A 23,723-nucleotide genomic window follows, 5' to 3' on the forward strand; every position below is an offset into this window, starting at 1 on the left:
GTGAAATAGCCCTTGGAATTAAACTTTTTAGGGAAGGGTTGATTTGAGCTTAACCTTGAGTGCGGTGCTTTATCTGCTTTTTCCGACATTTTGGGTATTTACAGGCCGAACTCTAGTCGGTATCTGGTAAACTTGCGCATCGTTATTTAGGAATCGTGTTTTCATGTTGTGTTCCCATTGTAATCAGTACATCAAGGTCAGTGACATTAGCCAGCAAAGAGGCAAAGGTTTCGACGCTCAAGTGCGTTGTCCCCATTGTGCGGCTTGGTTAGGCCGCAGTCCAACATTGGCTAAACTCAAGTTATTAGGATTTTATTTGAGTGTGTTTACGGCGGGATACAGTTACTTTGATGCCTCTGTGCGGTATTTTGCGATCCCTGTAATGATTTTTTCGTTGATGTTGTTGTTTGTGAGCCATTTTATGGATCAAGTCATCACCATTGAAGCGCCCGAGCAAGTCGATGATAGCGATCAAAGACAGAAGTATCGTTAGGCTAATAAGTGGATTCGTCATGGATAGGAAAATCAGCGGTACAATTTTCCAGAGATGAACATCATTTGAGCGCCTTTAGCAGGCGCTCAAAATGCAACTAAGAGGATTTAAGGGGCGAACTGCAGGCGCGCTTAATGAGTCTTTGTTTACTGCACGACTTGTTCTTGACTCGTTAAGGAGTGCTCAACGTAATAAATACCACCAAATATCACCGCGCTGAAGATGACTATCCCTAAGATAAGCCCTAAGTTTTCACGAAAAAATGCTAGCATAATAGTTGCCTTTAGGTGGATAAAACGGAGCCATATCGAGCTTGATTTCGTCATTGTGCTCGCAGACATAAAAACTAAATACACTATAGTTACACTCACTTAAGCTAATCTTAAATGCGTTTTTTTACCTGAGTTCTCGCAAGATCCTACCGCTATTGATACAAGGAGTTATTGGTAAGACTGGGTACCTCAAATATCTTGTAACCTTTTGCAAAGCGATTACCTTATTGCAACTTGCTATGGCACTGACATAGACTTATGCAACTTTTTAACTATGGGGACGACTGAGTGAGACTTAAAAGTCACATTAGACGCACAATTTCGATATGGCTTGCTGCCGTACTGATATTGCTGTCTCTTGCTGCCTCAGCCCATAGTGTGACCCATCTTGATGATGGCGCTAAGACTCACTGTACCCTGTGCTTCCATCAGCACCAACTCAACAAGATTTTATTGACCCATCCGCTGACGCTGAATTTAGCTATACAGCATTTCGATGTGGTCGAATTTATTTTACCTTCCTCTATTTTTGAACACGTCAGTGTTTATCGCAGTCGTGCGCCTCCCCTCGCTCTCTAAATCAACTTAAAATTTTAACTTATTGTATTTCTTGATGACTTTATATCGGTCGTCGAGTGCTAGTTGTATTTTGGAGATATCATGACTGTTTTAAATACCCGAATTTCTTTGGTGGCTTTGGCGTGTGCGCTCGTTTCGCCTAGCTTATTTGCAGAAGACTCGAGCTTGACCAACCCTAATATCAGTGGTGTGCTAAATGGATATTATCAGACGGGAGAACGCCCATTAGCCGAGAGTCCAGATGGCTTTGGTTTAGGTGAAACTGAACTGGCGATGAGTGCCAATATCGATGATATGTTTTACGGTAAAATCACCGCAGTAGTTGAAATGCATGACGGTGAGACGGAACTGAATCTGGAAGAAGCCTTTATTCAAACCATGGCGATGCCAGCGGGGTTTTCTATCCGTGGTGGTCGTTTCTTATCGGACATTGGTTACCTCAATAACCAACATTTACATACTGATTCTTTCACCGACCGTCCTGTGGTTTACCGTGCATTCTTAGGGGGACATTATTTTGATGACGGTATACGTTTTAACTACGTAGCGCCGACGGACTTGTATTGGACCATGGGTGTTGAAGCCTTTAAGGGCGATAGTTTACGTGCTGCCGATGAGCATGGTGAGCGTGAGTTTAAGAAGGTCGGCGTTTATACCTTGTACTCAAAAATTGGTGGCGACATAGGTGATAACAGCTCATGGCAAGCGGGGTTGAGTTACTTGCGCAACGAAAATGGCCAAGTGACTGCCCATGAAGAAGGGGAACATGAAGATGAGCATGCCCATGGTGATGAGCACGAAGGTCATAGCCATGCCGCATCTTACACAGGTAAAAATACCTATGGTGCTGATTTTGTTTATAAGTGGGCGCCTAACGGTAACTACAAATATCAAAATCTCACTGTGAGCGGTGAGTACTATCGCGTGAGCGATTTTACACCTATCGATTTACATCCTGAGGATGCTCCGAGCCAAGATTACCACCAAGGTTGGTATCTGAGCAGTGTGTACCAATTCACGCCGAGCTGGTCAGCGGGTGTGCGTTACGGTGAAGCTGATACGCAAGAGCTCCATGGCGATCATTTTCATGGGCAAAAGTTGAAGGAATCTGAGGTGAGTTTGGCTTGGCATTCTAGCCACTTCTCGACGGTTCGTTTCCAGTATACCAATCAAAAGGGTACTAATTTCGATGGAATAGAAGACGATAACATCTTCACTATTCAATACATTATGTCTCTGGGGGCTCACGGTGCGCATCAATTCTAATTTAGCTAAATTGGCCGCAGTGGCCTTATCTGTCACTTATACTGGTTTGGCCCATGCCGAGCTGAATGTGTTTGCCTGTGAACCTGAATACGCGGCATTGACCAAGGAGCTTGCTCCAACGGCTAGCATCTATTCGGCAACGACGGCATTACAAGACCCTCACCAAGTGCAGGCGCGTCCGAGTTTGATCGCTAAAATGCGTCAGGCGGATCTTGTGGTGTGCGCAGGTGCCGATCTTGAAGTGGGTTGGTTGCCTATGCTGCAGATGAAGTCGGCAAACGCAAAAGTGCGCTCGACCGAGCAAGGCTTATTTTTCGCTGCCGATCAAATCGAGACCTTAGATAAACTGGCCAGTGTCGATCGCAGCATGGGGGATGTGCATGCTCAAGGCAATCCACATATTCATTTTGACCCGACGCGACTGTTAAAAGTCGCCACGGCATTGAGTGCTAAGCTGACTCAGTTAGATCCTGCTGGTGCGGCCGATTATCAACAATCACTGGCAGATTTTACCACTCGCTGGCAAGCAGCTGTCCCGCGTTGGGAAGCGCAAGCTAAGGGATTACAAGGTAAAAAAGTGATCGCTTACCACTCAAGCTTCAGATATTTATTCAACTGGATTGGTATCGAGCAAGTGGCGGATTTAGAGCCTAAACCGGGTTTAGCTCCCACTAGCGGCCACTTAGCGAGTCTGCTGACGCGCGCCGAACAAGGGGATATTCTGGCCGTGGTTGTAGCATCTTATCAGGATGAGCGCGGTGCAAAATGGCTGGGTGAAAAAGCGAACTTGCCCGTGGTAATGCTGCCTATGTCTGTGGGGGGGAATGATAAGAGCCAAGATTTATTTAGCCTGTATGACAGCGTGATTTCCCTCTTAAATGGAGTGAAATAAACCTATGTTTGATCTTGAGCTGATGTCGATTCTGTTACCTGCATTGGCAGCGGGGATCTTAGTGTTGTCGACGCATATTGTACTTGGGAGACAAGTGCTTAAGCGTGGCATCATCTTTATCGATTTAGCGATAGCGCAAGTTGCAGCCTTAGGTGCCATCGTCGCTCACATGGACCACAGATTAGAAGACATGCCGTTTGCTAATGTGTGGATGCCCGCTGTATTTGCCCTTGCTGGTGCAGGTTTTATCGCTTGGTTAGCTAAGCGGATGGCGGGTGAGTTAGAGGCTATGATTGGCTGCTTTTACGTCTTGTCTGCGGTAGCCGCAATGCTGTTGCTGGCAAACGACCCACATGGCGCCGAGTTGTTAAAGCAATTGATGTCAGGTCAGATCCTGTGGGTGAGTTGGTCACAACTGATTTTGCCGGCCGTAGTGTATTCACTGGTGTTATTAGCGATATTCCTACGCCCCCAGATGTTGGACGGGGCAGGATTTTATCTGCTATTTGCGCTAGTGATTACCTTATCGGTTGAATTAGTAGGTGTTTATCTGGTGTTCAGCACCTTGATATTGCCAGCTTTAGCGTTGAACAAGTACCGTGGTAAAGGTCGGCTATTTTACGCTTACCTCGTAGGTTTACTGGGCTATGTTTTGGGCTTAGTTCTGTCGGCGACATTAGATCTCCCTAGTGGTGCGGCAATTGTCGCGACTTTGGCCGTGAGTGCCTTAGTGATCCGCTTTGTGTTAAGTAAAGTCTCACCTCAGGCAACTGAGCCTGAAATCCTACCCAAGCACCACGCTTAGTTCGATATTAATCTTAAAGCCCATCGATACACTGGAGGTTCAGTATATCGATGGGCTTTTTTTGCTTGCTTGTTAGCAAGTCAGCTTACAGATGTAAACAATATATTGAGTCCCAAAGCCATGGTGGCTATACTGTCGCCACTTTTACAGTCGGAGTAAATCGTGCTTTTAATCGTCAGATCTATGTTGTTGGCGGTATCTTTGTTGCTTGCCTTTATTTTTGGTGGCTTAGTGTGTTTATTAAGGCCTCGCCATCGCGACAATGTACATATGTTCGCCAAGATCTTCTCATCGGTTGCGCCAATCCTTGGGATTAAAGTGATTGTTCGCCGGCACGAAGATGTGCAGGACGGCCCGTATATTTTCTTAGCAAATCATCAGAATAACTTTGATCTCTTTACTCATACGACAGCAGTTCCTAAAGGTACAGTGAGTTTGGGCAAGAAGAGTTTGGCGTGGATGCCGCTGTTCGGCCAAATTTATTGGCTGTCGGGAAATATTCTTATTGACCGTAAAAATCGTCACAGTGCCTTCGATACTATGGCCAAGACAGTTGAAAAAATTAAGCAAAGTCGGTTGTCTGTGTGGATATTTCCCGAAGGAACCCGCTCACGTGGGCGGGGTTTATTACCCTTTAAGGCTGGCGCTTTTCATACCGCAATCGCGGCGGGAGTGCCAGTGGTACCAGTGGTTGCTTCGTGTCAGAGCCATATTAAGTTAAATCGCTGGAATAATGGTGTCGTCATCATCGATATGATGGCACCTGTGCCTACCGCAGGTTTAGATAAAGCCGATGTGAAAAACTTCTCTGCGCAAATCCATGCCAGCATGTCGGCGAGATTTGCTGAGATAAATCAAGAAGCGGCAGCACTTATGGGTAAAACTCTCGCGAGTGATGACGTATAATATACCCAAGCTACCTGAAGATACGAGTTTCAGAGCGCCTAGGGTGCTTCAATTCAAGGCGCATCAATGAAAGAATGTCGGTCACCTTTTGAATTGATGCAACACGGAAATGGAGTGCCCTAGGCGCTCCGTCCCGGCGGGTTTTAAAGCACTTTATGCTGAGTTGGTTATTTTTAACTTAGCCCGCTATGTCTGCAAATAACCGCCTTGCCTAAAGTGCGTTAAATTCCCGCTGAATCCTGCATCTTCAGGTTGTTTGGGTATAATGCCAATTTGAGCCAGATTTACCTTAACGGAGACAAATCCATGTCTATTGAAAGTCAGTTAAAAGCCCAACTTGCAGAGAATCGTGACATAGTGCAAGCCTTGCTTGACGATGGCTCAGAGCCTGATGCGGAATATGTTATTGAGCATCACTTTTCATCGACCAATTTTGACCGTCTTGAAAAAGCGGCTGTGGATGCCTTCAAATTAGGTTTTGAGGTGAATGATGCCGAAGAAATGGAACTGGAGGATGGTTCAATAATCTTCTGTTTCGATGCTGTCGCACACCACAAACTGGATGTTGAATTACTGGACAAAGCGGCCGAGCAATTGCTGCAATTAGCAGTAAAGCAGAAAGTGGAATATGACGGTTGGGGTACCTATTTCGTCGGCGATGAAATGGATGACGAAGAAGATGAAGACGAAGAAGATGATGGTTTTCCTCATTAATTCGTTAGCGGATCTCGAGTTTAATCTTCACTTGTTTTAAATAAAAATGCCCATCATTGATGGGCATTTTTATTGGGTATATTTAGGATTTACTTGTTTTACTCGTATGTAAAACACTGCAGTTACGGCCTTTTTGTTTCGCTTCGTACAGGGCTTTATCGGAGCAGGAGATCCAGCTAGAACTGCTGGTAATATGGGAGCCAATTTCACATACGCCTAAACTTACCGTTACAGTAATCTTAAGGCTTTCATACACTATGACGGATGCGGCGATTTTCTCTCTGAGTCGCTCGGTAAAGTTCATCGCATCTGCGCCGCTGGTTTTAGGCAATACAACCGCAAATTCTTCGCCGCCATAACGCCCTGCACAGTCGGTATCACGTAAGGATTGGCTGAGTAAGTGCGCAATATGCTGAATGACTTTATCACCCGCCACATGACCATAGCTGTCGTTGATATGTTTAAAGTTATCGATATCTATCATGACTAAACTTGCTATACCTGAGTAGCGGGCATACAAGTCGTACTCGTGGTCTAAACACTCTTGCCAATGACGACGGTTGTGTAACTGAGTTAGACCATCGGTTTGGCTCAGGCGTTCGAGTTGCTCGTTGGCAGCTTTAAGTTGCAATTTGTTGATGGCGATATCTGTCACGTCATAAATAATCACACTGATATGGGTCACTTGTCCCGTGAGCGATGCCAGTGGCAGCAGGGTCACGTTCTGGTACATATAGTCTGCACGGCCTGTAATCGGGCGATAGTTTTTAAATTGGAAAACGTACGGACGTTGTTCCCAGCTGATAAAAGCACGGTTTTTAAGCATGAAAACCGATTCCATTTTCTGCTTTAACCAAGTGGCAGGCAGATCGGGGAAGCGGGTAAATAGGTTTTGACCTTTGATTGAATTAGGGGAAACACCGCTGTGATTCTCCATAAAACCGTTCCACAGCTGGATATTGTAATGGCGATCTAATACCACTAATCCCACCTCTATGGTTTGTACCATATCGATGAGCCAGTGTAGTTCGTTCATTGCGCTTTGGTCATTTGACATAGGATAAAATCCAACTGGTTAATCGAGTAAATAGCCGAGTTTATAGCTAAGTGTGGGGATAGAATCCTCGGTGAAGAGCAGTAGCAAATCGCATTGAATATTATGATCTTCAATCCGATAGTTGATCTCCATTGCCAAAGTTCGGTGCCATTTCTCTGAATTATCATGGATCAGATCGTTAACCGTGCAGTGCCGTCCCAGCACGACAGGGTGAGCCTGACTAAATTTCATATCGAGCTGTTCAGAAATGCCGTTAAGGAAAGCGCCTATCAGCACGTTTCCAGTATCGATCAGGACTTCTATCTCAGTATTTTTGTCTTCTGGATTAGCTAATCCCATCAACTTGGCCATGTCTTTAAAGCTGGAATCATGGAACAAAAGCAGGGCTTCTCCCGCAATACCCGCACCGATAAAACCTTGGCAGAGCGCTGATACAGTTGAGCTTTCTTCCGTGGCTTTGAGCGCCATGGTTAACTCACTGACTTCAAGCACGTTCACATTAGGGATAGGTAGTAACACGAATACATCGAGTAACTTAGCTAACAGATCGGCGGCGCGTCCCATGGCAACGTTGGCTATTTCTTGGCAAGCGTCGCGCATGTCGACTTTGATCATCGGGACTTCGTCGGTGAGATCTTTCTGCGTCAGCGTTAAGATGCCGTAATCTTGTAAAATGTTGCTGATGGCATCGGCGCTCACCGGTTTTTGAATAAAATCTAACGCACCCAAGGCTTTAACCCGCTCGTGAGCTTTGATTTGAATATCGCCGGATACCACAATAATCAGCGCGGGTAAGTCCTGTTGCTGCACGGTTTGCAGTACTTCATAACCGTCCATTACAGGCATGTTGAGATCGAGAAACACCACTTCGCCTTTTCCAGCGCGGATGGCATCAAGGCCTTCGGCACCATTGGTCGCATAAGTTATTTCCACATCCCACTCTTTGGGGAGTGTGCGGGCCATTTGCTTACGTGCCATGGCGGAATCGTCACAGATGAGTACAGATATTGACATGCTGACTAGTGATCCTTATTTGCCCATTTATTGAAGATAACACTTATTTTTTAGGTCTGACTGACGAATTGCGTTCTTCGGGCAAGTCTGATTAATATCTTTTATATGTAAATTATAGATATCATTGATAAATTTATATTTTCTGATGGCATTAAAATTTGAATCATTGTTGAATCAAATCATGCAGAATCTTAAATCGAACTAGCTAATGTTTAGTAAATAACAAGGATATAGTGACTAAAAAAGGACTATAGAATCCATATATTGCTGCCCAATCATCCTTCGCTGCAGGTAGCATTGCGATACTGGTGTCGGTTATTAGCAGTTAAATAGCTAGCGGTTAAATACGCTTAATTATTGAGCTTGCTAAGGCTATCTAATCGAAAAATACATTAGGATTACTGCACGTAGTGATGACAGCCTAACATAAGTTACCTTCAATCCATGATGGAATTGGCAATATTTTGACTTAAGTCAAAAAACAGGCTCATGTTATATCTTTTAGTGAATTATGCCAAACGTGTTAACATTTATTCTGGACTGACCAGTAACGGGATATTTCATGAGTGGCCAAAGTGTACAAGTTAAAATCGATGATGGTATCGCCTACGTGTTGCTTAATCGTCCTGAAAAAATGAATGCTATTAACTATTTAATGTTTAGTGAGCTTGACTGTGCGATTAAAAGTATTAAATCCAATCGTGCGGTGCGAGCCGTGATCCTCTCGGGAGCGGGTGGGCATTTTAGCTCTGGGCTCGATGTCAAAAGCGTGATGTCGGCACCTATGCAGGCAGTTAAGTTACTGTTTAAGGGTTTGCCGGGGAATGCGAATTTGGCACAGCGGGTGTCACTAGGTTGGCAAACCTTGCCTGTGCCAGTGATTGCCGTGCTTGAGGGCTGTTGCTATGGCGGCGGTATGCAGATCGCTTTAGGCGCAGATGTGCGTATTGCTAGCCACGACAGTAAGTTATCTATCATGGAAGCGAAATGGGGACTCGTGCCTGATATGGCGGGTTTAGTCGCATTAAGGCAAATTATGCCTAAGGATCAAGCCATGTTACTTAGCCTGACGGCAAAAGTGCTGGAGAGTCATGAAGCGCTGGCCTTAGGACTCGTGACACAAGTGAGTGAGACGCCCATGGAAGCCGCTGAGCAATTGGCGCGGCAACTGATGCAAACCTCACCGGATGCGGCTGCGGCCATCAAACTTAGCATTAATCGCAGTTGGACTGCTTCTATCCGTAGTCTACTGTGCCGCGAGTCTATTAGTCAGATTCGGTTATTGTTAGGCAAAAATAGCAAGATAGCGGCGACGCGTCAGCTGAAAGATCCGCAGAAACCCTATCGGGATCGCCAATCGGGTTGGTAATGCTATTTTGTCTGAATTAGTTTGAATCGCCGTTTTTACTGCGCGCCGCTCATTCGGGCTGAAAAGCCTTTAATCGCATTTAAGCAATTCTGCCATGCGCTCTCGTTATCTAAATTGAGCGCTAGGGTAGTTTGGCGATAGTTAGGGCTTTCTAAGGTCACCGCGAGTTTTTTGCGATTGTCGGCCGTCTCCAATGAGGCTGGGTGACCGTCTGGCGATTGAATATCTAAAATGGGCAGCGTAAGTTTTGCTAGTTGTTCTGCGAGTGCTTGATTACGCTGTTCGTCCTCACGATAGGGATTGATGACAATCAGCACATCAGGATCGGCAATCTTCTTCTGGCTTAATAGGCTAATCAATAATCCTGCACTTTGGTCGGCGGTGATCAAAATACGTTTTCCCGCATAATCTGCACCGACGGCATCTAACTGCGACATGCTTTTGACGAGAAAATCTTCCTGCTCTTGCTGGTGCTTGCTGTTATCTTCGGGCTTGATTTTAGGGCTTGGTTTGTTGGACGGTGAGCTTAATTGCGCGGCGCCAGGCGAGGTCACTTCAGTAGCGGCGGTAGCAAAGTTAGCTGTGGGCATTTCAGTTGGCGGAGTTAAACTTAAGCTGGCCCAACCGGCAGGATTGATATTGCGGCGTACAAACGCCATCAATCCAGGCGCGTCTGCGGTACCATTGGTGGCGGGCAGGATTATCGCCGCACCGAGTTTCTTTTTACCTTCCCATGGTCGCACTAACAAATCGTAGGGCTGATTATCAATCGTGATTTGTTTAATTTCATTTGTGGGTAGATAGCTGTTATTCGACTTTTTGGCACTGATTTCGGCTGGCGCAGATGTTGGCGGAGTGGTTGTCGTGTCTGCCGCGTAGGTAGCGATGGTTGTGATGCCGAGAATGAGGCAAAAGAGGAGTGAAAGAATGCGCGGCATAGAATTGATAACCACCTGTGTAGTCTCATAAATTCATCAGTGTTTGAGTATAACCTGAACAATTACCAAAAAGTGAATTTTCCTCGCCAAAGAATTGCGCCTGCCACTGAGTATAAAAGCCACTGAGTCTAAAAAACCACTTGTTAGAGAAAGTTTTTGGGCATAAAAAAGCCCAACGCTGAGGCTGGGCTAATTGATGGAAACCTGCTGTTCCGCTTGGGTCTATACGTGGCTAACGAGGACCATACGGATCGCATCGAGTTGTAACTGGCTGGCATCTAGATAAGTGTTTAACTCTTGCATCTGATTGCGCAGGTATTCCAATTCTTCCTCACGGATATTGGGGTTCACAGCCTTAAGTGACTCTAAACGATCAAGCTCTGCGCTCAGTTGCTGAGTCATTTTCTCTCTGGCTTGGGCGACCATTTCATCGACAACTACTTGAGCATATTCTTCACCCTTAGCAAATAACGGATGCAGAATTGGCTGAGATGCTGTGACTAACTTGCCGCCAATGTGACGATTCACCGCGCTTAATTGCTTATCGAAACTGGCGTAATCCACTTTAGCCGATAGATCGTTACCGTTTTTATCCAACAACACGCGAATGGGGGTAGGCGGTAAATAACGGTACAACTGGCTCGACTTAGGTGCTGAGGCATCGGCCATGTAGATGAGTTCTAAGAATAAGGTACCTGCTGGCAGGGCTTTATTCTTTAGAATTGCGACGCTGGTGGTGCCAGTTTCAGAACCTGTGATCAGATCGAGTCCCGTTTGCACCAGCGGATGTTCTTGGGTGATCAGCGCAATATCATCGCGTGATAACGCTGTGTCACGATCAAAGGTCACTGTTACGCCATCTTCTGGCAAGCCAGGATAAGTTGGGAACATCATGTGCTCACTCGGGCGCAGAATAATCGAGTTTTCACCCTTATCTTCTTGATCAACACCGATAATATCCCACAGACGGATCACTGAGCCGATTAAATGAGTATCACCGTCACTTTGGGCAAGGCGGTTGACGATTGCCAGTGCCTTCTCGCCGCCGTGTGAGTTGATTTCCAGCAGCTTGTCGCGGCCTTGCTCCATGGCGTGCTTGAGTTCTTTATAACGGCTCTGGGTGTGATTGAGCAGGTTTGTCAGCTCGTCGCTGTCGTCACCCACAAGCACGTTTAGCAGATCTTCGGCAAATTCACTGTAAAGCACATGACCACTCGGACAAGTGAGTTCAAAGGCGTTCAGCCCTTGGTGATACCACTGCATCAAACGTTCTTGGGCGGTATCTTCAAGGTATGGCAAGTGAATTTGGATATCATTTTTCTGGCCGATACGGTCTAAACGACCGATTCGCTGTTCCAATAGATCGGGGTTTAGTGGCAGATCGAACAGCACTAAGTGGCTGGCAAACTGGAAGTTACGACCTTCAGAACCAATTTCAGAACAGATCAGCGCCTGTGCGCCGCCTTCCTCTTGGGCAAAGTAAGCGCCGGCTTTATCGCGCTCGATAATCGACATGCCTTCGTGGAATACCGTTGCTTGAATCCCTTCGCGGGTACGCAGGGCTTCTTCTAAGCTCAGGGCGGTTTCTGCTTGGCTGGCGATGATCAGCACTTTTTTGCTGCGGTGGGATTTTAAGAACTCGATTAACCAATCCACACGGGGATCGAACTTCCACCAACTGGCGCTGTTATCTTCAAATTCTTGATACAGTTTTTCAGGGCTCAGGGCTTGCGCCGCTTTCGCCTCTAATGACTTGTGTCCGCCCATCATGCCGCTGACGCGTGCGGCAGTTTGATATTGATCTGGCATGGCATGGGGATAAGCGTTAAAGAAACGCTTTGGAAAGCCTTTTACCGAGGCGCGGCTGTTTCGGTATAACACGCGGCCAGTACCGTGACGGTCAAGTAATTCTTGCAGTAATTCGCTGCGGGCGGCCTGTTGTATTTCGGCATCAATACCGTCGGCTTGGATTAAACGAATACTTGGGCTGATGTCTTTCTCGCCCAGTAATTCGGTCAAGCTGTTGATGGCGGTATCGGGTAATTTAGCGTTACCAGCCAAGGCTTCGGCGGCAATGGCGACGTCTTTATAACTGTCTTCTTCAGCTAAGAAAGCATCGTAATCGTAGAAACGATCCGGATCGAGCAGACGCAAACGGGCGAAGTGACTCTCATGGCCAAGTTGATCCGGCGTTGCGGTTAACAGCAAAACGCCTGGGATGACTTCGCTTAATGCTTCAACCACTTGATAGGCGCGGCTTGGCGCTTCTTCGGTCCATTCTAAGTGGTGCGCTTCGTCAACCACTAACAGATCCCAATCGGCATCTAGGGCTTGATCAAGACGTTTTTTCTTACGCAGTAATTCGAGTGAACAAATCACTAACTGTTCTGTGTAGAAAGGATTGTCATGATCGGCATAGGCTTCCACACAACGGTCTTCATCGAATACCGAAAAACGCAGATTAAAGCGGCGCAGCATTTCCACTAACCACTGATGGCGCAGAGTATCGGGCACGATAATCAGAATGCGTTCGGCGCGGCCGGTCAGCAGTTGTTGGTGAATAATCAGACCTGCTTCAATGGTTTTACCTAAACCCACTTCATCGGCTAACAGTACACGCGGTGCATAGCGACGGCCGACTTCATGGGCAATCCACATTTGATGCGGAATAAGTCCAACACGTGGACCTTGCAGACCCAGCAAATCCGATGAGGCCAGTTTGTGGCGCAACATTTGGCATTGATAACGCACACCAAAGCGGTCGAGGCGATCGATTTGGCCAGCGAATAAACGGTCTTGGGGTTTGTTGAAACGAATATTGTGGTTCAGCAGGGTTTCACGCAGTGTAGCTTGCTCGCCTGTCTCACTGTGAATGCCGTGATAGATCACTATCCCGTCTTTCTCGGTCAATTCACTGACCGCAAGGCTCCAGCCTTCATGGCTTTCAACCGAATCGCCGGGATTGTATATAACGCGTGTCAGAGGGGCTTCTGCTCGGGAGAACATACGGTTCTCACCCGTGGCAGGGAATAATACAGTGACCATACGGCCTTCTACTTGAACCACAGTTCCTAAACCAAGCTCTGACTCGGTATCACTTATCCAACGTTGACCTAAGGCGAACGGCATCTTAAATTCTCATTTCTAGGCGGACTCTAACAAAGGGCGCGTATGTTATACCAATACTCGTGATATTTAAATCGCCCTCTTACCCGTTAGAGCCTAATTCCCAGAGTGCTAGATTACAAATTGTACAAGCGACAAAATTGTCATGCCAGTACATGAAACTGTCACGCTAATGTCACATCCGCGGTTATACACTGCTTCGAGTCTGTAAGGTAAACAATGGTTGCTGTATTGTTATCTTGTGAGTTTGGTGCCAATATCAACTTAAGGTTTAAGTGCGAGTAAAGTGCTATCAACTTGAACCTTATGATCATTCTTTGCCATAAGCTTTGCCAGTAATAGGAGCCGTGTAACTTTTATTGAGACTCAAAAGTGTGTTTAAACTTTAATGAAGCACTCTGGAGGCGCCATGGAACAAGACGACAGAAAGTTGTTTGTACTGGATACCAATGTGTTACTACATGAACCTTTGGCGATCTATTCGTTTAAAGAGCACGATGTGGTCATTCCGATGACAGTGCTAGAAGAGTTGGACCAGATTAAAGATCGAAAGAGTGATGTGAGTCGTGATGCTCGGGTTGCTATCAGGGCATTGGAAGATACCCTAGGCGGTGAAACTACCCCTGAGCAGATTATCAATGGCGTCCCTTTACCCAGCCGAGAGGGTCATGCCGATGCCGTCGGTTCGCTCTCAATTTTCCCTGATCACCTTGTCGATTTTACCTTAGGCGCACTGCCAGGAGATGGAAACGACAATCGCATTATCAATACCGCGCTACATCTACAAAACCTACATCATCCCCGTACCGTTGTCTTAGTCACCAAAGATATCAATATGCGCCTTAAAGCCAAAGGTGCGGGTATTCAATTGGTTGAGGATTATCGAACTGACCAGTTGATCGATGACATTCGCTTCCTCAGCAAAGGTTTTTACCAGTTTGAAGGTAATTTTTGGGAGCACTTGAACAAGGTCTCCACCGAGCGCCACGGTAGACATACAGTGCATGAAGTACCGCTCAAAGACCTCGAAAATGATAATTTCTATATCAACCAATATCTTATCGACACAGAGTCTGATTTTTGCGGTCGTGTTATCGAGCGCACAGACACCCATTTACATATTTTAGATTTAGGCCGTGAGCGGGTGAAAAACCTCGAGGCATGGGGTGTTAAACCTAAAAACGTCTATCAAGGCATGGCACTGCAGGCACTGCTCGATCCCGATATCGATCTGGTGATCTTAACTGGCCCTGCGGGTTGCGGTAAAACCTTGCTCGCCATGGCGGCGGCATTGGAACTGGTGGTCGAGCGTAATCGCTACGACAAAGTGATCGTCACCCGTAACACCCCTGAAATCGCCGAATCTATCGGCTTCTTGCCCGGCACGGAAGAGGAGAAGATGATGCCGTGGCTGGCCGCGATTACTGATACGCTCGAAGTACTGCATAAGAATGATGTGAATCCCACTGGCAGCATGAACTACATCATGGAGAAGGCTAACATTCAGTTTAAGTCGATAAACTTTATGCGCGGGCGGTCGATCCAAAACTCCATAGTGTTATTAGATGAATGCCAAAACCTCACTGCCTCGCAGATCAAAACTATGATCACCCGTATGGGCGAAGGCACAAAACTGATTTGTTGCGGTAACTTAGCGCAAATCGACTCTAACTACTTAACTGCTGTTACCTCAGGTTTAACCTATATTGTCGAACGTTTTAAAGACTTTGAAGGCAGTGCCAACGTGTATCTGAATGGCGTGGTGCGTTCACGCTTAGCGGAATACGCCGAAGAGCATCTGTAAAGCAGGTCGGTTTAATTTTGGGTAATGACTAAGGCCTCTGATATGGAGGCCTTAATTTTATGGAGTAGTAGATTTTTAATCGACTTATCAGTGGTATGAGTAGGCTTTATCTAACAATTATTTTATGTGATTGGCAGTTCCTTCCTGCTACTATATGGAGCTCATAGTTTTTGCCGCAGTAGGCTGAAATTAAGCGCTGCAATCAAGGGTAGTGGATGAAATCGAGTGAGCCGGATCTCCAACTAAAATCGCCGATCCAGAAGAACTACAACCGTGCCGTTTTTTATACGTACATCGGCGTTATCGTCATGTCTTTGTTGACCGCATGGATGTTTTTCGACCGCCAAAAAGCACAGCAGATGGAGCAGCGTGAAGAGCAGGTTCAGCGCCATGTATTGCAAATCGATCTGCTACTTGAGTCGAGCATTAGAGCGGTAAAAAGCTTACGCAACGTTGCTGTGGATCATTTACGTTTGGGCGAACTCGTGCGTAAAGAACGCTTACCCCAATACGGTAAATTCAACGAAAGCGGCCAGTATTTTACCTTAGAACCTAGCTACGCCCAGAGCGGTGAGCCTTTTACCAACATGGGGAGGATTACTGGCGCGGGTTCCCTCGACGGCCGCGACGACAAGTTCTATCAAGAACTTGAGATGTTGTTTGAGCTGTCACTGTCCTTCCCCGTCGCCAAAGAAGCCGCCCCGAAAGCCTCGGCGATCTATTACCTGTCGAAACGTAGGATCATGTCCTATTTCCCTTGGTCGAATGACGATCAACGTTTTAGGGACGAATTACTCAACAAGAAACAGTTCCAATACGCCACCCCAGCAATGAATCCGCAGCGCAGTGTATTTTGGAGTGAAGCCTATGTTGACTCCACGGGCAAAGGCTTATTGACCACTTTAGGCGTGCCCATTTATTTGGATGATGAGTTCATTGGCTCAATCAACTTAGACATGACGCTTGCTTCGTTAGCGCGGCAAATTCGGGTTTACTTTAAGATGCCGGGCACAGTGATTTTGCTCGACCAACAGAACAATATTTTATCCCACAGCGATTTTGATAGCTCAGATATCAATCGGGTCTATCACATCAGCCAACGTATTCCCTCTGAGCTGCATTCTTTACCTGAGTCGGAATTGTTCGATGCCCACGATGGCATCATTCGTAACGGCTATTACATCCATTCGGTTGCCCTGCATAACGCGCCTTGGCGTTTACTGTATTTGCAGGATGAAGACGACCTATTCCAAGACTCGTGGGAAAAACTGCAGCTGACGTTTATTTTAGTGGTTATCGCCCTGTCAGTGTTGGTGACCATAGTGCATTGGCAGACGCGTCGATCTTTTGTGAGTCCAGCCTCGCGACTACTGTCGCACCTTGAGGGCTGCTCCCAAGAGCCACGTAAACCACCGGAGAAAATCACCCGCGGCTGGGAACCTTGGTTCTTGCTAGTGAGTCGGATTTTTGAGGAAAACAAACAATATACCCACCATCTGGCTGAGCAGAATAAGCGGCTCGATAAGCTAGTGGCGCGGCGTACTGAACGCTTAAAAGACACTACAGAGCGGCGTGAGCGCGAATATGCGCTACTGCGATCCCTGCTTGACTCGATTCCTGAAGCGATTGTCTTTAAAGATAAAGAAGGCAACTATTTAGGTTGTAACAAGGCGGCTGAACGCATGCTGGGTTACACAGAGAGCGAGATGATAGGTTTATCATCTGAGGATCTGACCTCGCCTGAAATGGGCATACGTATCCGCGCCGAAGACGAACAAGTCTTAAAAGATCGCACGCCGCTGCGCTACCAAGAAAAGGTCGAGCTTGCGGGTAAACCTGTGCTGCTTGATACCCTCAAACTGCCTTTCTACAATCGCCGCGGCGAACTGCAGGGATTGATTGCCGTGTGGCGTGATGTGACGCGGGAATACGAATCCGCCGAACAATTACGCCTGTCCGAAGAGCGTTATCACTTAGCCATGGATGCGGTGGAAGATGGCCTGTGGGACTGGTATTTAGACTCTGAACAGATTATTTGTAACCCAGCCTATTATTCTATGTTGGGTTATAAAACCAATGAATTCCCAGCTTTAGTATCAACGATTGATGAATTATCCCACCCCGACGATCGTATTCGCGTCGAGGAATACCGTGCTCAGTATCTTGCTGATCCCGTCGGTGCTTTCGAAATTGAATTCCGTATGTTAGGTAAAAATGGCGGCTATCACTGGGTGTTATCCCGTGGTCGTGTGGTGGAGTTCACCGCCGAAGGTCAGCCCAAACGTATGCTTGGTACCCATAAGGATATTACCCGCCATAAGAGTAACGAAGTGGCGTTGCTTGAAGCCAAGCAAGACGCCGAACTCGCTAACCTCTACAAGAGTGAATTTTTGGCCAACATGAGCCATGAGATCCGCACGCCGATGAATGCCATTATCGGTATGTTGCAGTTGGCGCAGCGTACTTCGTTAACGGCGCAGCAGAAAGATTACCTCGAAAAAGCTGGTTTCTCGGCACAATCGCTGCTGAGGATCATCAACGATATTCTCGACTTCTCTAAAATTGAGGCGGGTAAATTGGAGCTTGAGCGGGTGCCGTTCCCGCTGGATAAAGTGCTCGATCACGCTCTGGATCTCAATGCGCTCAAGGCACAAGAACAAGGCGTCGAGTTACTCTTATATGCCCCTGTGACGGCGGGACTCATTCTTAAGGGCGATCCGCTACGTTTAGGCCAAGTGCTGATTAACCTGTTATCGAATGCGGTGAAATTTACCCAATCTGGCGAGATTGAGCTCGGCTGTGAAGATGTCGGCGAGCGGGATCATCGGATTACCTTGAAGTTCTGGGTGCGCGATACGGGGATCGGCATAGGTAAAGATCAACAGGATAAGTTGTTTGATGCCTTCGCCCAAGCCGACGGTTCGACCACTCGTAAATACGGTGGCACTGGCTTAGGTTTGTCGATCAGTAAGCATCTGGTGTCTATGATGGGCGGCAAGATGCAAGTGCAGAGTGAGCTTGGGGTCGGTAGTACTTTTAGCTTTACCATCAGTTTTGAAATTGCCGAAGCCGCTAAGATTGAGCCTTTGGTCGTGCCGGAAAAACTCAATAGTCTACGCACCTTAGTCGTTGACGATAACCCGACGGCACTGCAAATCTATTCGACCTTGATGCGAGATTTCCACTTCGACGTCGATACTGCCGCCAGCGGCGCAGAAGCGCTTTATAAACTGTCGCGGGCACCAATCGATCTGTTATTGCTCGACTGGATGATGCCAGAAATGGACGGTAGCGATGTGGTCAGCGCCATAGATACTATGGTTGCCGAAGGCCGCTTAGCGAAACGGCCTGTGATTATCATGATGACGGCCTATGCGGCAGAGCCCTTGCAGCATGAAGTCGATAGTGCCAATGTGTTTGCCGTACTGCAAAAACCGTTTAAGGCATCGAGTCTGTTCGATGAGATCATTGCCGCCTTTGCCGATGAACCGAGATTGAATGTGGTTCAGCCTATGGTTGAAGTTCAAGTTGAGGAAGGGGAGCACACAGGTTTAGTGCTGCTGGTGGAGGATAACTTTATCAACCAGCAAGTGGCCACTGAACTCCTTAAGAGCGCTGGCTACGAAGTGGTGCTGGCCGACAATGGTCAAGTGGCGCTGGATACCATCGACTCGCGGCCGTTTGATGCTGTGTTGATGGATATTCAAATGCCAGTGATGGACGGGTTAACTGCCGCAAGGGCATTGCGTGAGCGTTTTAGTGCCGATGAACTGCCTATCATTGCCATGACAGCCCATGCCATGTCGGGCGACAGGGAAAAGAGTTTAGCAGCAGGGATGAATGCCCACATCACTAAACCCATAGTGCTCAACGAATTATTTGAAACATTAAATCACTGGATCAAACACAAGAACCAGCATCAGAATCGTTAATTTATTTGCTCGGGGCCAGTGATGGCCTCGCATTATTTACTTTAAATCAATCGCTTGAGATAAGCAGTTATCAAAGATGCCAATGACTTATAAGGTAAATAACGCAGCCAGCCGAATCAGGAGGAAAGATGAAACCCCAAAGTGTAGCCTTAGCCTTATTTATAACGCTGTTAGGATTTTCCACCGTTACGGTCGCGGCAGCCGCGCCTAGCGCCAAGATCATTAAGCAGGGCCAAGAGGCGAAAGGGTTTCTTAATCTCTATTACGAGGAGTCTGAGGGAGAGTTATATCTTGAGGTCAATCGTTTAAATCAACCTTTTATCTTAGTTACTAGCCTGCCACAGGGCGTAGGCTCAAACGACATTGGTCTCGATCGCGGCCAACTGGGTCAGACCCGTATGGTGCAGTTTGAGCGCCAAGGTCCCTATGTTTTACTTAAGCAACTCAATACCCAATATCGTGCGAATACCTCTGATGCCGCCGAGCAAAGAGCGGTTGAAGAAGCCTTTGCCGATTCTGTGTTATGGCAAGGCAAAGTGATTGAGGGCAAGCCTGATTTGGTAGCGATCAACGATCTGGTGCTCAATGATTTACACGGCGTGTCTTCCGTATTGCAACAAACAGAGCAGGGCAATTATCAGCTCGATTTGAGCCGTTCTGTCATCTTACCCAAAGGGATTAAATCCTTTGAGAAAAACGCCGATGTGGATGTGCAACTGACGTTCAAAGGCGATGTTGCTGGCGCGCAGGTCGCACAGGTAACACCCGATGGCACCTTAATGTCGGTGCGGATGCGTTATTCCTTTGTTGAGCTTCCCGATGCGGATTACCAGCCGCGGGCTTATCATCCTATGAGCGGTTATTTGTCCGATGAGTATCACGATTATGCCATGCCCTTTGACCAACCTTTAGTGCAGCGTTTTATCCTGCGCCACCGTTTACAGAAAGTGCATCCAGGCCCAGCGCCAAGCGAAGTCGTTAAACCTATTACTTATTATCTCGATCCTGGTGTGCCAGAACCTATACGATCGGCGTTGCTCGATGGCGCGCGCTGGTGGGAGACGGCTTTTACTCGGGCGGGATTTATCAACGGCTTTAAAGTTGAGTTATTACCTGTAGATGCCGATCCGCAGGATATTCGCTACAACATGATCCAATGGGTGCACAGGGCGACGCGGGGTTGGTCCTATGGCGCCGCACTGACCGATCCTCGCACAGGTGAAATCATTAAGGGTCAAGTCACGCTCGGCAGCTTGCGTGTGCGTCAGGATTACTTGATTGCTAAAGGTTTAACCGCAGGCTGGCAGGATAGAGTGGCGGCTGAGAAAGCGGCGACAGCCTTGTCGCTGGCACGTATTCGCCAACTGGCTGCCCATGAAGTCGGCCATACCTTAGGGTTAGATCATAACTTTGCCGCTTCGACCAATCAGGATGCCTCTGTGATGGATTATCCCCATCCGAAAATCCAGCTAAAGGGCAATGATATTGATATTTCAGCACCTTACACTACAGGTGTTGGTCCTTGGGATGATTTTGCTATCGCCTATGGCTATAGCGATCAAGGCGATGCTCGCACCCAACAAGCGTTGCAAGTCGACTTGTTGGCCGATGTCGCCAAACGTGGCTTACGTTATATCGGTGAGGCCGATTCCCGCCAAAAGGATGCGAGTCAGGCCTATGCCAGTTTGTGGGATAGTGGTGACGATCCGATCGATCAGCTGGGTAAGTTAGATAAAATTCGCACTAAGGCGATTGCGGATTTCTCCAGTGCGGCCTTGTTACCCAATGAGCCATTGGGCGAGCTAGCCGATGCCTTTGTGCCAATTTATTTACTGACGCGTTATCAAATCGATGCGGTCGCGAAGTTTATTGGTGGCACTGACTATAACTATCAATCTATCGGTGAAGGCAGCCGCTGGAGCTATATTGCGCCGCAGTTGCAGTTAACGGGCTTAGACGCGCTACTTAACACGCTCGATGCGGCGAGTTTAACTGTGCCGCAATCCTTGCTCGACAGTTTAGTGCCAAAGGCGGGGAATTATCATGCTACGCGGGAATCCTTCGACTCAGGTCTAGGTGCAATTAATGATCCTCTCGGTATGGCTGAAGTGTTTAGCCGTCATACTGTTAGCTTGTTATTGATGCCTAAACGCTTGAATCGTGTCAGCCAAGCATCCATGGCAGATAGTGAGCAGTTATCGGTGACGACATTACTGGATAAGTTATTTGCGGCGACCTTGTATCAAGAGGATAAGCTCGCGCTGGTCGAAGGCGTATGGATGCGAGTGAACGCTGTGGTGATTGATGAAGTGCTGGCAACGCTGCACGATCCTCAAACCTCACCAGAAGTGAGGGCAGCGATCAACGATCGCGCTCAGTTTGTGATTAAGCAATTGAAAGCGAAGTCGAATCGAGCGAATGTGAGTCTTGCGGCGCACTATACTTGGTTGCAACAGGGTCTTGCTGCAGGTTTGACCGATGCTAAGGTTAAGCTTATTCCTAAGCCGTTAACCTTACCGCCGGGATCACCGATTTAACCCGATGAACATAGGTGCCATTAGGCGCCTATTTCTTTTGGATTTTTCGGATAAAAGTGATCAGCTTTACGCTCTAGATGAGTAAAGCGGCGGGTGTTTTTGTAGGGCAGTTTCATAAAGCCCGATACGCCGTGACCTTGGATTTTTCCGACATGATGCAAGATGCGATCGAGACTTGCGCGAAACGCCGCTTGCTTACGCGGATTGAGCAGCTTCAAGTAACTGTGAATTTTTAAGTGATTCGGCAGCGCCTCAAAAATGATGCAGCCTGTGTGGTGAATTTGGTTGATGCGGGCTAATTCTTCCATGATTTCATGGGGTAATTCGAGGTTCTCATCGGGATCTTTACCGTCTTCAAAATAAGAATGTAAGCGCGACTTATCTTCTAAGGTGGGTACGTCACCGACTTCGAATGGCAACTGCAGTGCGGCACTGGCGACAAAAGGCTCGCTGGTGTCAGCTCGTTCGATATGCAGTGTGTCTTTGGCGTTAAAGAAGCAGGCCTTAAACACCCCTATACGTTTAATTCCCCGTGCAAGATCCACCATATTGTTGACTGCAATGATTAACGCACTTTTTTGCTTTGCATCGTAAATCGCAAGATTGGAGTCGATAAACACGCCGGTTTCCTGCCAATGAATAGCCAGACCACCCACGATCGGATATTGCGCTAAACGACCCACTGCGGCGATAAAGCCTTTTTCGGTATCGCCCATGCCAGCGAGGAAGTTGCGGTAATATTTTTCGAGCTGAATATCATCCATCTTAGCGATGGGATCTTGGGCGTTGTGTTCCTTTAAAAAGGATTTACGCGAACTGTAGCTGACAGTTTCAACATCTTTGTCGCGGGATTGTACCCATACAGGAATTTCACCCTGTAAATCAGCTTTGGGCAGTTCAGGTAAATGTAATCTGTGGCTGTGGCGCATACTTTTTAAAAAATAATCGCCGGCGATATTACGCTGCTGTGGATCAGTGCTGAGCATGCCCTCTAAGGTACGGGCTAATTCTATCGGTAAGCCAATGCTGGTGGGCGAGATCACTTGTGCACCGAAGCGACTTGCTTGCCCTGAGGCGAGGGCATACAGAGTCGCGGCAACTCCTTGCTCGTCAAAGCGCGGGCTGGAGAGTGCTCCATTGAGTTGCTCTTCGCCGATAAAGTACACATCACCCATGCGGGCGTTGGTATGTTGTTGATCGCTAGACATTAACGCCATCACATTGTCTTCGACGGGTTTGTTATGTTCATCCCGCTGCGCAAATACCGCTGAGCCCCAATCGATTAACGATAAGTGTTGTTGTTCAATATCGTAAACCAGATTCGAAGGTTTGATATCGCCATGCACTAAAGGCTTGCCCGTGCGCAGGTAATACAAGATATCGGCGAGTTGGCGGGCGATGCTCATGACCATAGCGGTCGGTAGGGCGCCCATGCGGCGGCAAAGTTGGTCGAGATCTTCCCCTTTTGCCCGTTCCATCACGAGTATGCCTTGCTTACCTACTCGCTCAAATTTGATCGCCCCCGGCACATTAGGGTGCTTGAGTAAGGAGAGCATAAAGGCTTCTTCTTCGAGCCGATCTTGAATATGTTGTGGCAAATTAATCCGTGAAAACTTAAACACATGGGCATCGCCCGCTTGATTGATACCCGCAAACACGAAACCGTAGGCGCCTTTACCGACCAATTCGATATCGGTATAACCTAACTTGCTCAGCTGTTGTTTACAGAGGCGGATCCATGCCTTGTGTTTACGGGCATCATTGGCTTTGAGCAAGTAAATGGATTGCTCTTCAGAAATATAAAAATGCTGCAGCTGCGGTGTTTGCAAATTGTGCTCCTTGTTTTGTTCATTTAACCAGTAAGCAGGGGAGATAATCAAATAGCGGATGGCTTTATTTTAGTATTTTGAATGGCATTGATGATCAGCGTCAGGCGCGGCTTACCTATACGATCATTTCGTCACTGACTTTGACTTACATCAAATTAAATCCTCGCGACTATAGGTAATCTTTGGGGCA

At 47.3% G+C, this 23,723-nt stretch carries 17 protein-coding genes; 11 read left to right on the top strand and 6 right to left on the bottom strand.

What is annotated here, in order from left to right:
- Positions 1–163: 163 nt before the first annotated feature.
- The gene (locus KO533_RS05475; RefSeq protein ID WP_113939169.1) at positions 164–493 is read left to right on the top strand and encodes a hypothetical protein; all 330 of its coding nucleotides are present in this window, start codon (positions 164–166) and stop codon (positions 491–493) included.
- 146 nt (positions 494–639) lie between these two features.
- Here KO533_RS05475 and KO533_RS22750 read toward each other — a convergent pair whose 3' ends face one another.
- Positions 640–765 (bottom strand): hypothetical protein, encoded by a 126-nt coding sequence (locus KO533_RS22750; protein WP_105250299.1) that lies wholly within the window; start codon positions 763–765, stop codon positions 640–642.
- A gap of 288 nt (positions 766–1,053) precedes the next feature.
- Here KO533_RS22750 and KO533_RS05480 point away from each other — a divergent pair, with 288 nt between their 5' ends.
- From KO533_RS05480 to rraB, 6 genes are all read left to right on the top strand, one after another.
- A complete protein-coding gene (locus KO533_RS05480; protein ID WP_219253201.1) occupies positions 1,054–1,344 on the top strand; it encodes an ABC-type zinc uptake system zinc chaperone in 291 nt (96 codons plus the stop codon).
- An 81-nt stretch (positions 1,345–1,425) separates the two neighbouring features.
- On the top strand, positions 1,426–2,610 hold the full coding sequence (locus tag KO533_RS05485) for a hypothetical protein (protein WP_105250297.1): 1,185 nt from the start codon (positions 1,426–1,428) through the stop codon (positions 2,608–2,610).
- Positions 2,594–3,502, top strand: a complete 909-nt coding sequence (locus tag KO533_RS05490; protein WP_173913152.1) for a zinc ABC transporter substrate-binding protein — start codon at positions 2,594–2,596, stop codon at positions 3,500–3,502. Before KO533_RS05485 ends, KO533_RS05490 begins: the two co-directional genes overlap by 17 nt.
- A gap of 4 nt (positions 3,503–3,506) precedes the next feature.
- Positions 3,507–4,307: a metal ABC transporter permease gene (locus KO533_RS05495; protein WP_219253202.1), complete on the top strand. Its 801-nt coding sequence runs from the start codon at positions 3,507–3,509 to the stop codon at positions 4,305–4,307.
- 162 nt (positions 4,308–4,469) lie between these two features.
- Positions 4,470–5,213, top strand: a complete 744-nt coding sequence (locus tag KO533_RS05500; RefSeq protein ID WP_219253204.1) for a 1-acylglycerol-3-phosphate O-acyltransferase — start codon at positions 4,470–4,472, stop codon at positions 5,211–5,213.
- A gap of 306 nt (positions 5,214–5,519) precedes the next feature.
- Complete coding sequence (gene rraB, locus KO533_RS05505; RefSeq protein ID WP_113939164.1) at positions 5,520–5,927, top strand: ribonuclease E inhibitor RraB; 408 nt, start codon at positions 5,520–5,522, stop codon at positions 5,925–5,927.
- A gap of 82 nt (positions 5,928–6,009) precedes the next feature.
- On the opposite strand, the gene KO533_RS05510 is transcribed toward rraB, so the two are convergent.
- Both KO533_RS05510 and KO533_RS05515 read right to left on the bottom strand, forming a co-directional pair.
- On the bottom strand, positions 6,010–6,984 hold the full coding sequence (locus KO533_RS05510; RefSeq protein ID WP_131523954.1) for a sensor domain-containing diguanylate cyclase: 975 nt from the start codon (positions 6,982–6,984) through the stop codon (positions 6,010–6,012).
- Between the two features lie 18 nt (positions 6,985–7,002).
- Positions 7,003–7,998, bottom strand: coding sequence for a response regulator (locus tag KO533_RS05515; RefSeq protein WP_028759518.1), 996 nt, complete (start codon positions 7,996–7,998; stop codon positions 7,003–7,005).
- Between the two features lie 562 nt (positions 7,999–8,560).
- Between KO533_RS05515 and KO533_RS05520 the strand changes: the two genes are divergently transcribed.
- Positions 8,561–9,367 (top strand): crotonase/enoyl-CoA hydratase family protein, encoded by an 807-nt coding sequence (locus KO533_RS05520; RefSeq protein ID WP_131523955.1) that lies wholly within the window; start codon positions 8,561–8,563, stop codon positions 9,365–9,367.
- 35 nt (positions 9,368–9,402) lie between these two features.
- Here KO533_RS05520 and KO533_RS05525 read toward each other — a convergent pair whose 3' ends face one another.
- Together KO533_RS05525 and rapA are read right to left on the bottom strand one after the other, a co-directional pair.
- The gene (locus KO533_RS05525; RefSeq protein ID WP_219253206.1) at positions 9,403–10,305 is read right to left on the bottom strand and encodes a DUF3530 family protein; all 903 of its coding nucleotides are present in this window, start codon (positions 10,303–10,305) and stop codon (positions 9,403–9,405) included.
- Positions 10,306–10,527: 222 nt separating this feature from the next.
- Entirely contained in the window at positions 10,528–13,434 is a 2,907-nt protein-coding gene (gene rapA, locus KO533_RS05530) for an RNA polymerase-associated protein RapA (protein WP_219253208.1), read from the bottom strand.
- A 406-nt stretch (positions 13,435–13,840) separates the two neighbouring features.
- Here rapA and KO533_RS05535 point away from each other — a divergent pair, with 406 nt between their 5' ends.
- The 3 genes from KO533_RS05535 to KO533_RS05545 all read left to right on the top strand — a co-directional run bounded on the left by KO533_RS05535 (position 13,841) and on the right by KO533_RS05545 (position 21,704).
- Positions 13,841–15,235 carry a PhoH family protein gene (locus tag KO533_RS05535; protein WP_105250289.1) on the top strand — a complete coding sequence of 465 codons (1,395 nt, stop codon included), beginning with the start codon at positions 13,841–13,843 and terminating at the stop codon, positions 15,233–15,235.
- A 215-nt stretch (positions 15,236–15,450) separates the two neighbouring features.
- The gene (locus KO533_RS05540; protein WP_173496262.1) at positions 15,451–19,167 is read left to right on the top strand and encodes a response regulator; all 3,717 of its coding nucleotides are present in this window, start codon (positions 15,451–15,453) and stop codon (positions 19,165–19,167) included.
- Positions 19,168–19,295: 128 nt separating this feature from the next.
- Complete coding sequence (locus tag KO533_RS05545; protein WP_219253210.1) at positions 19,296–21,704, top strand: zinc-dependent metalloprotease; 2,409 nt, start codon at positions 19,296–19,298, stop codon at positions 21,702–21,704.
- Positions 21,705–21,724: 20 nt separating this feature from the next.
- Here the strand turns inward: KO533_RS05545 and KO533_RS05550 are convergent, their stop codons facing one another.
- Positions 21,725–23,533: a protein kinase gene (locus KO533_RS05550; protein ID WP_105250286.1), complete on the bottom strand. Its 1,809-nt coding sequence runs from the start codon at positions 23,531–23,533 to the stop codon at positions 21,725–21,727.
- Positions 23,534–23,723 lie beyond the last annotated feature (190 nt).

It is taken from the genome of Shewanella sp. NKUCC05_KAH (genome assembly GCF_019345585.1).
GTDB lineage: Bacteria > Pseudomonadota > Gammaproteobacteria > Enterobacterales > Shewanellaceae > Shewanella > Shewanella oncorhynchi.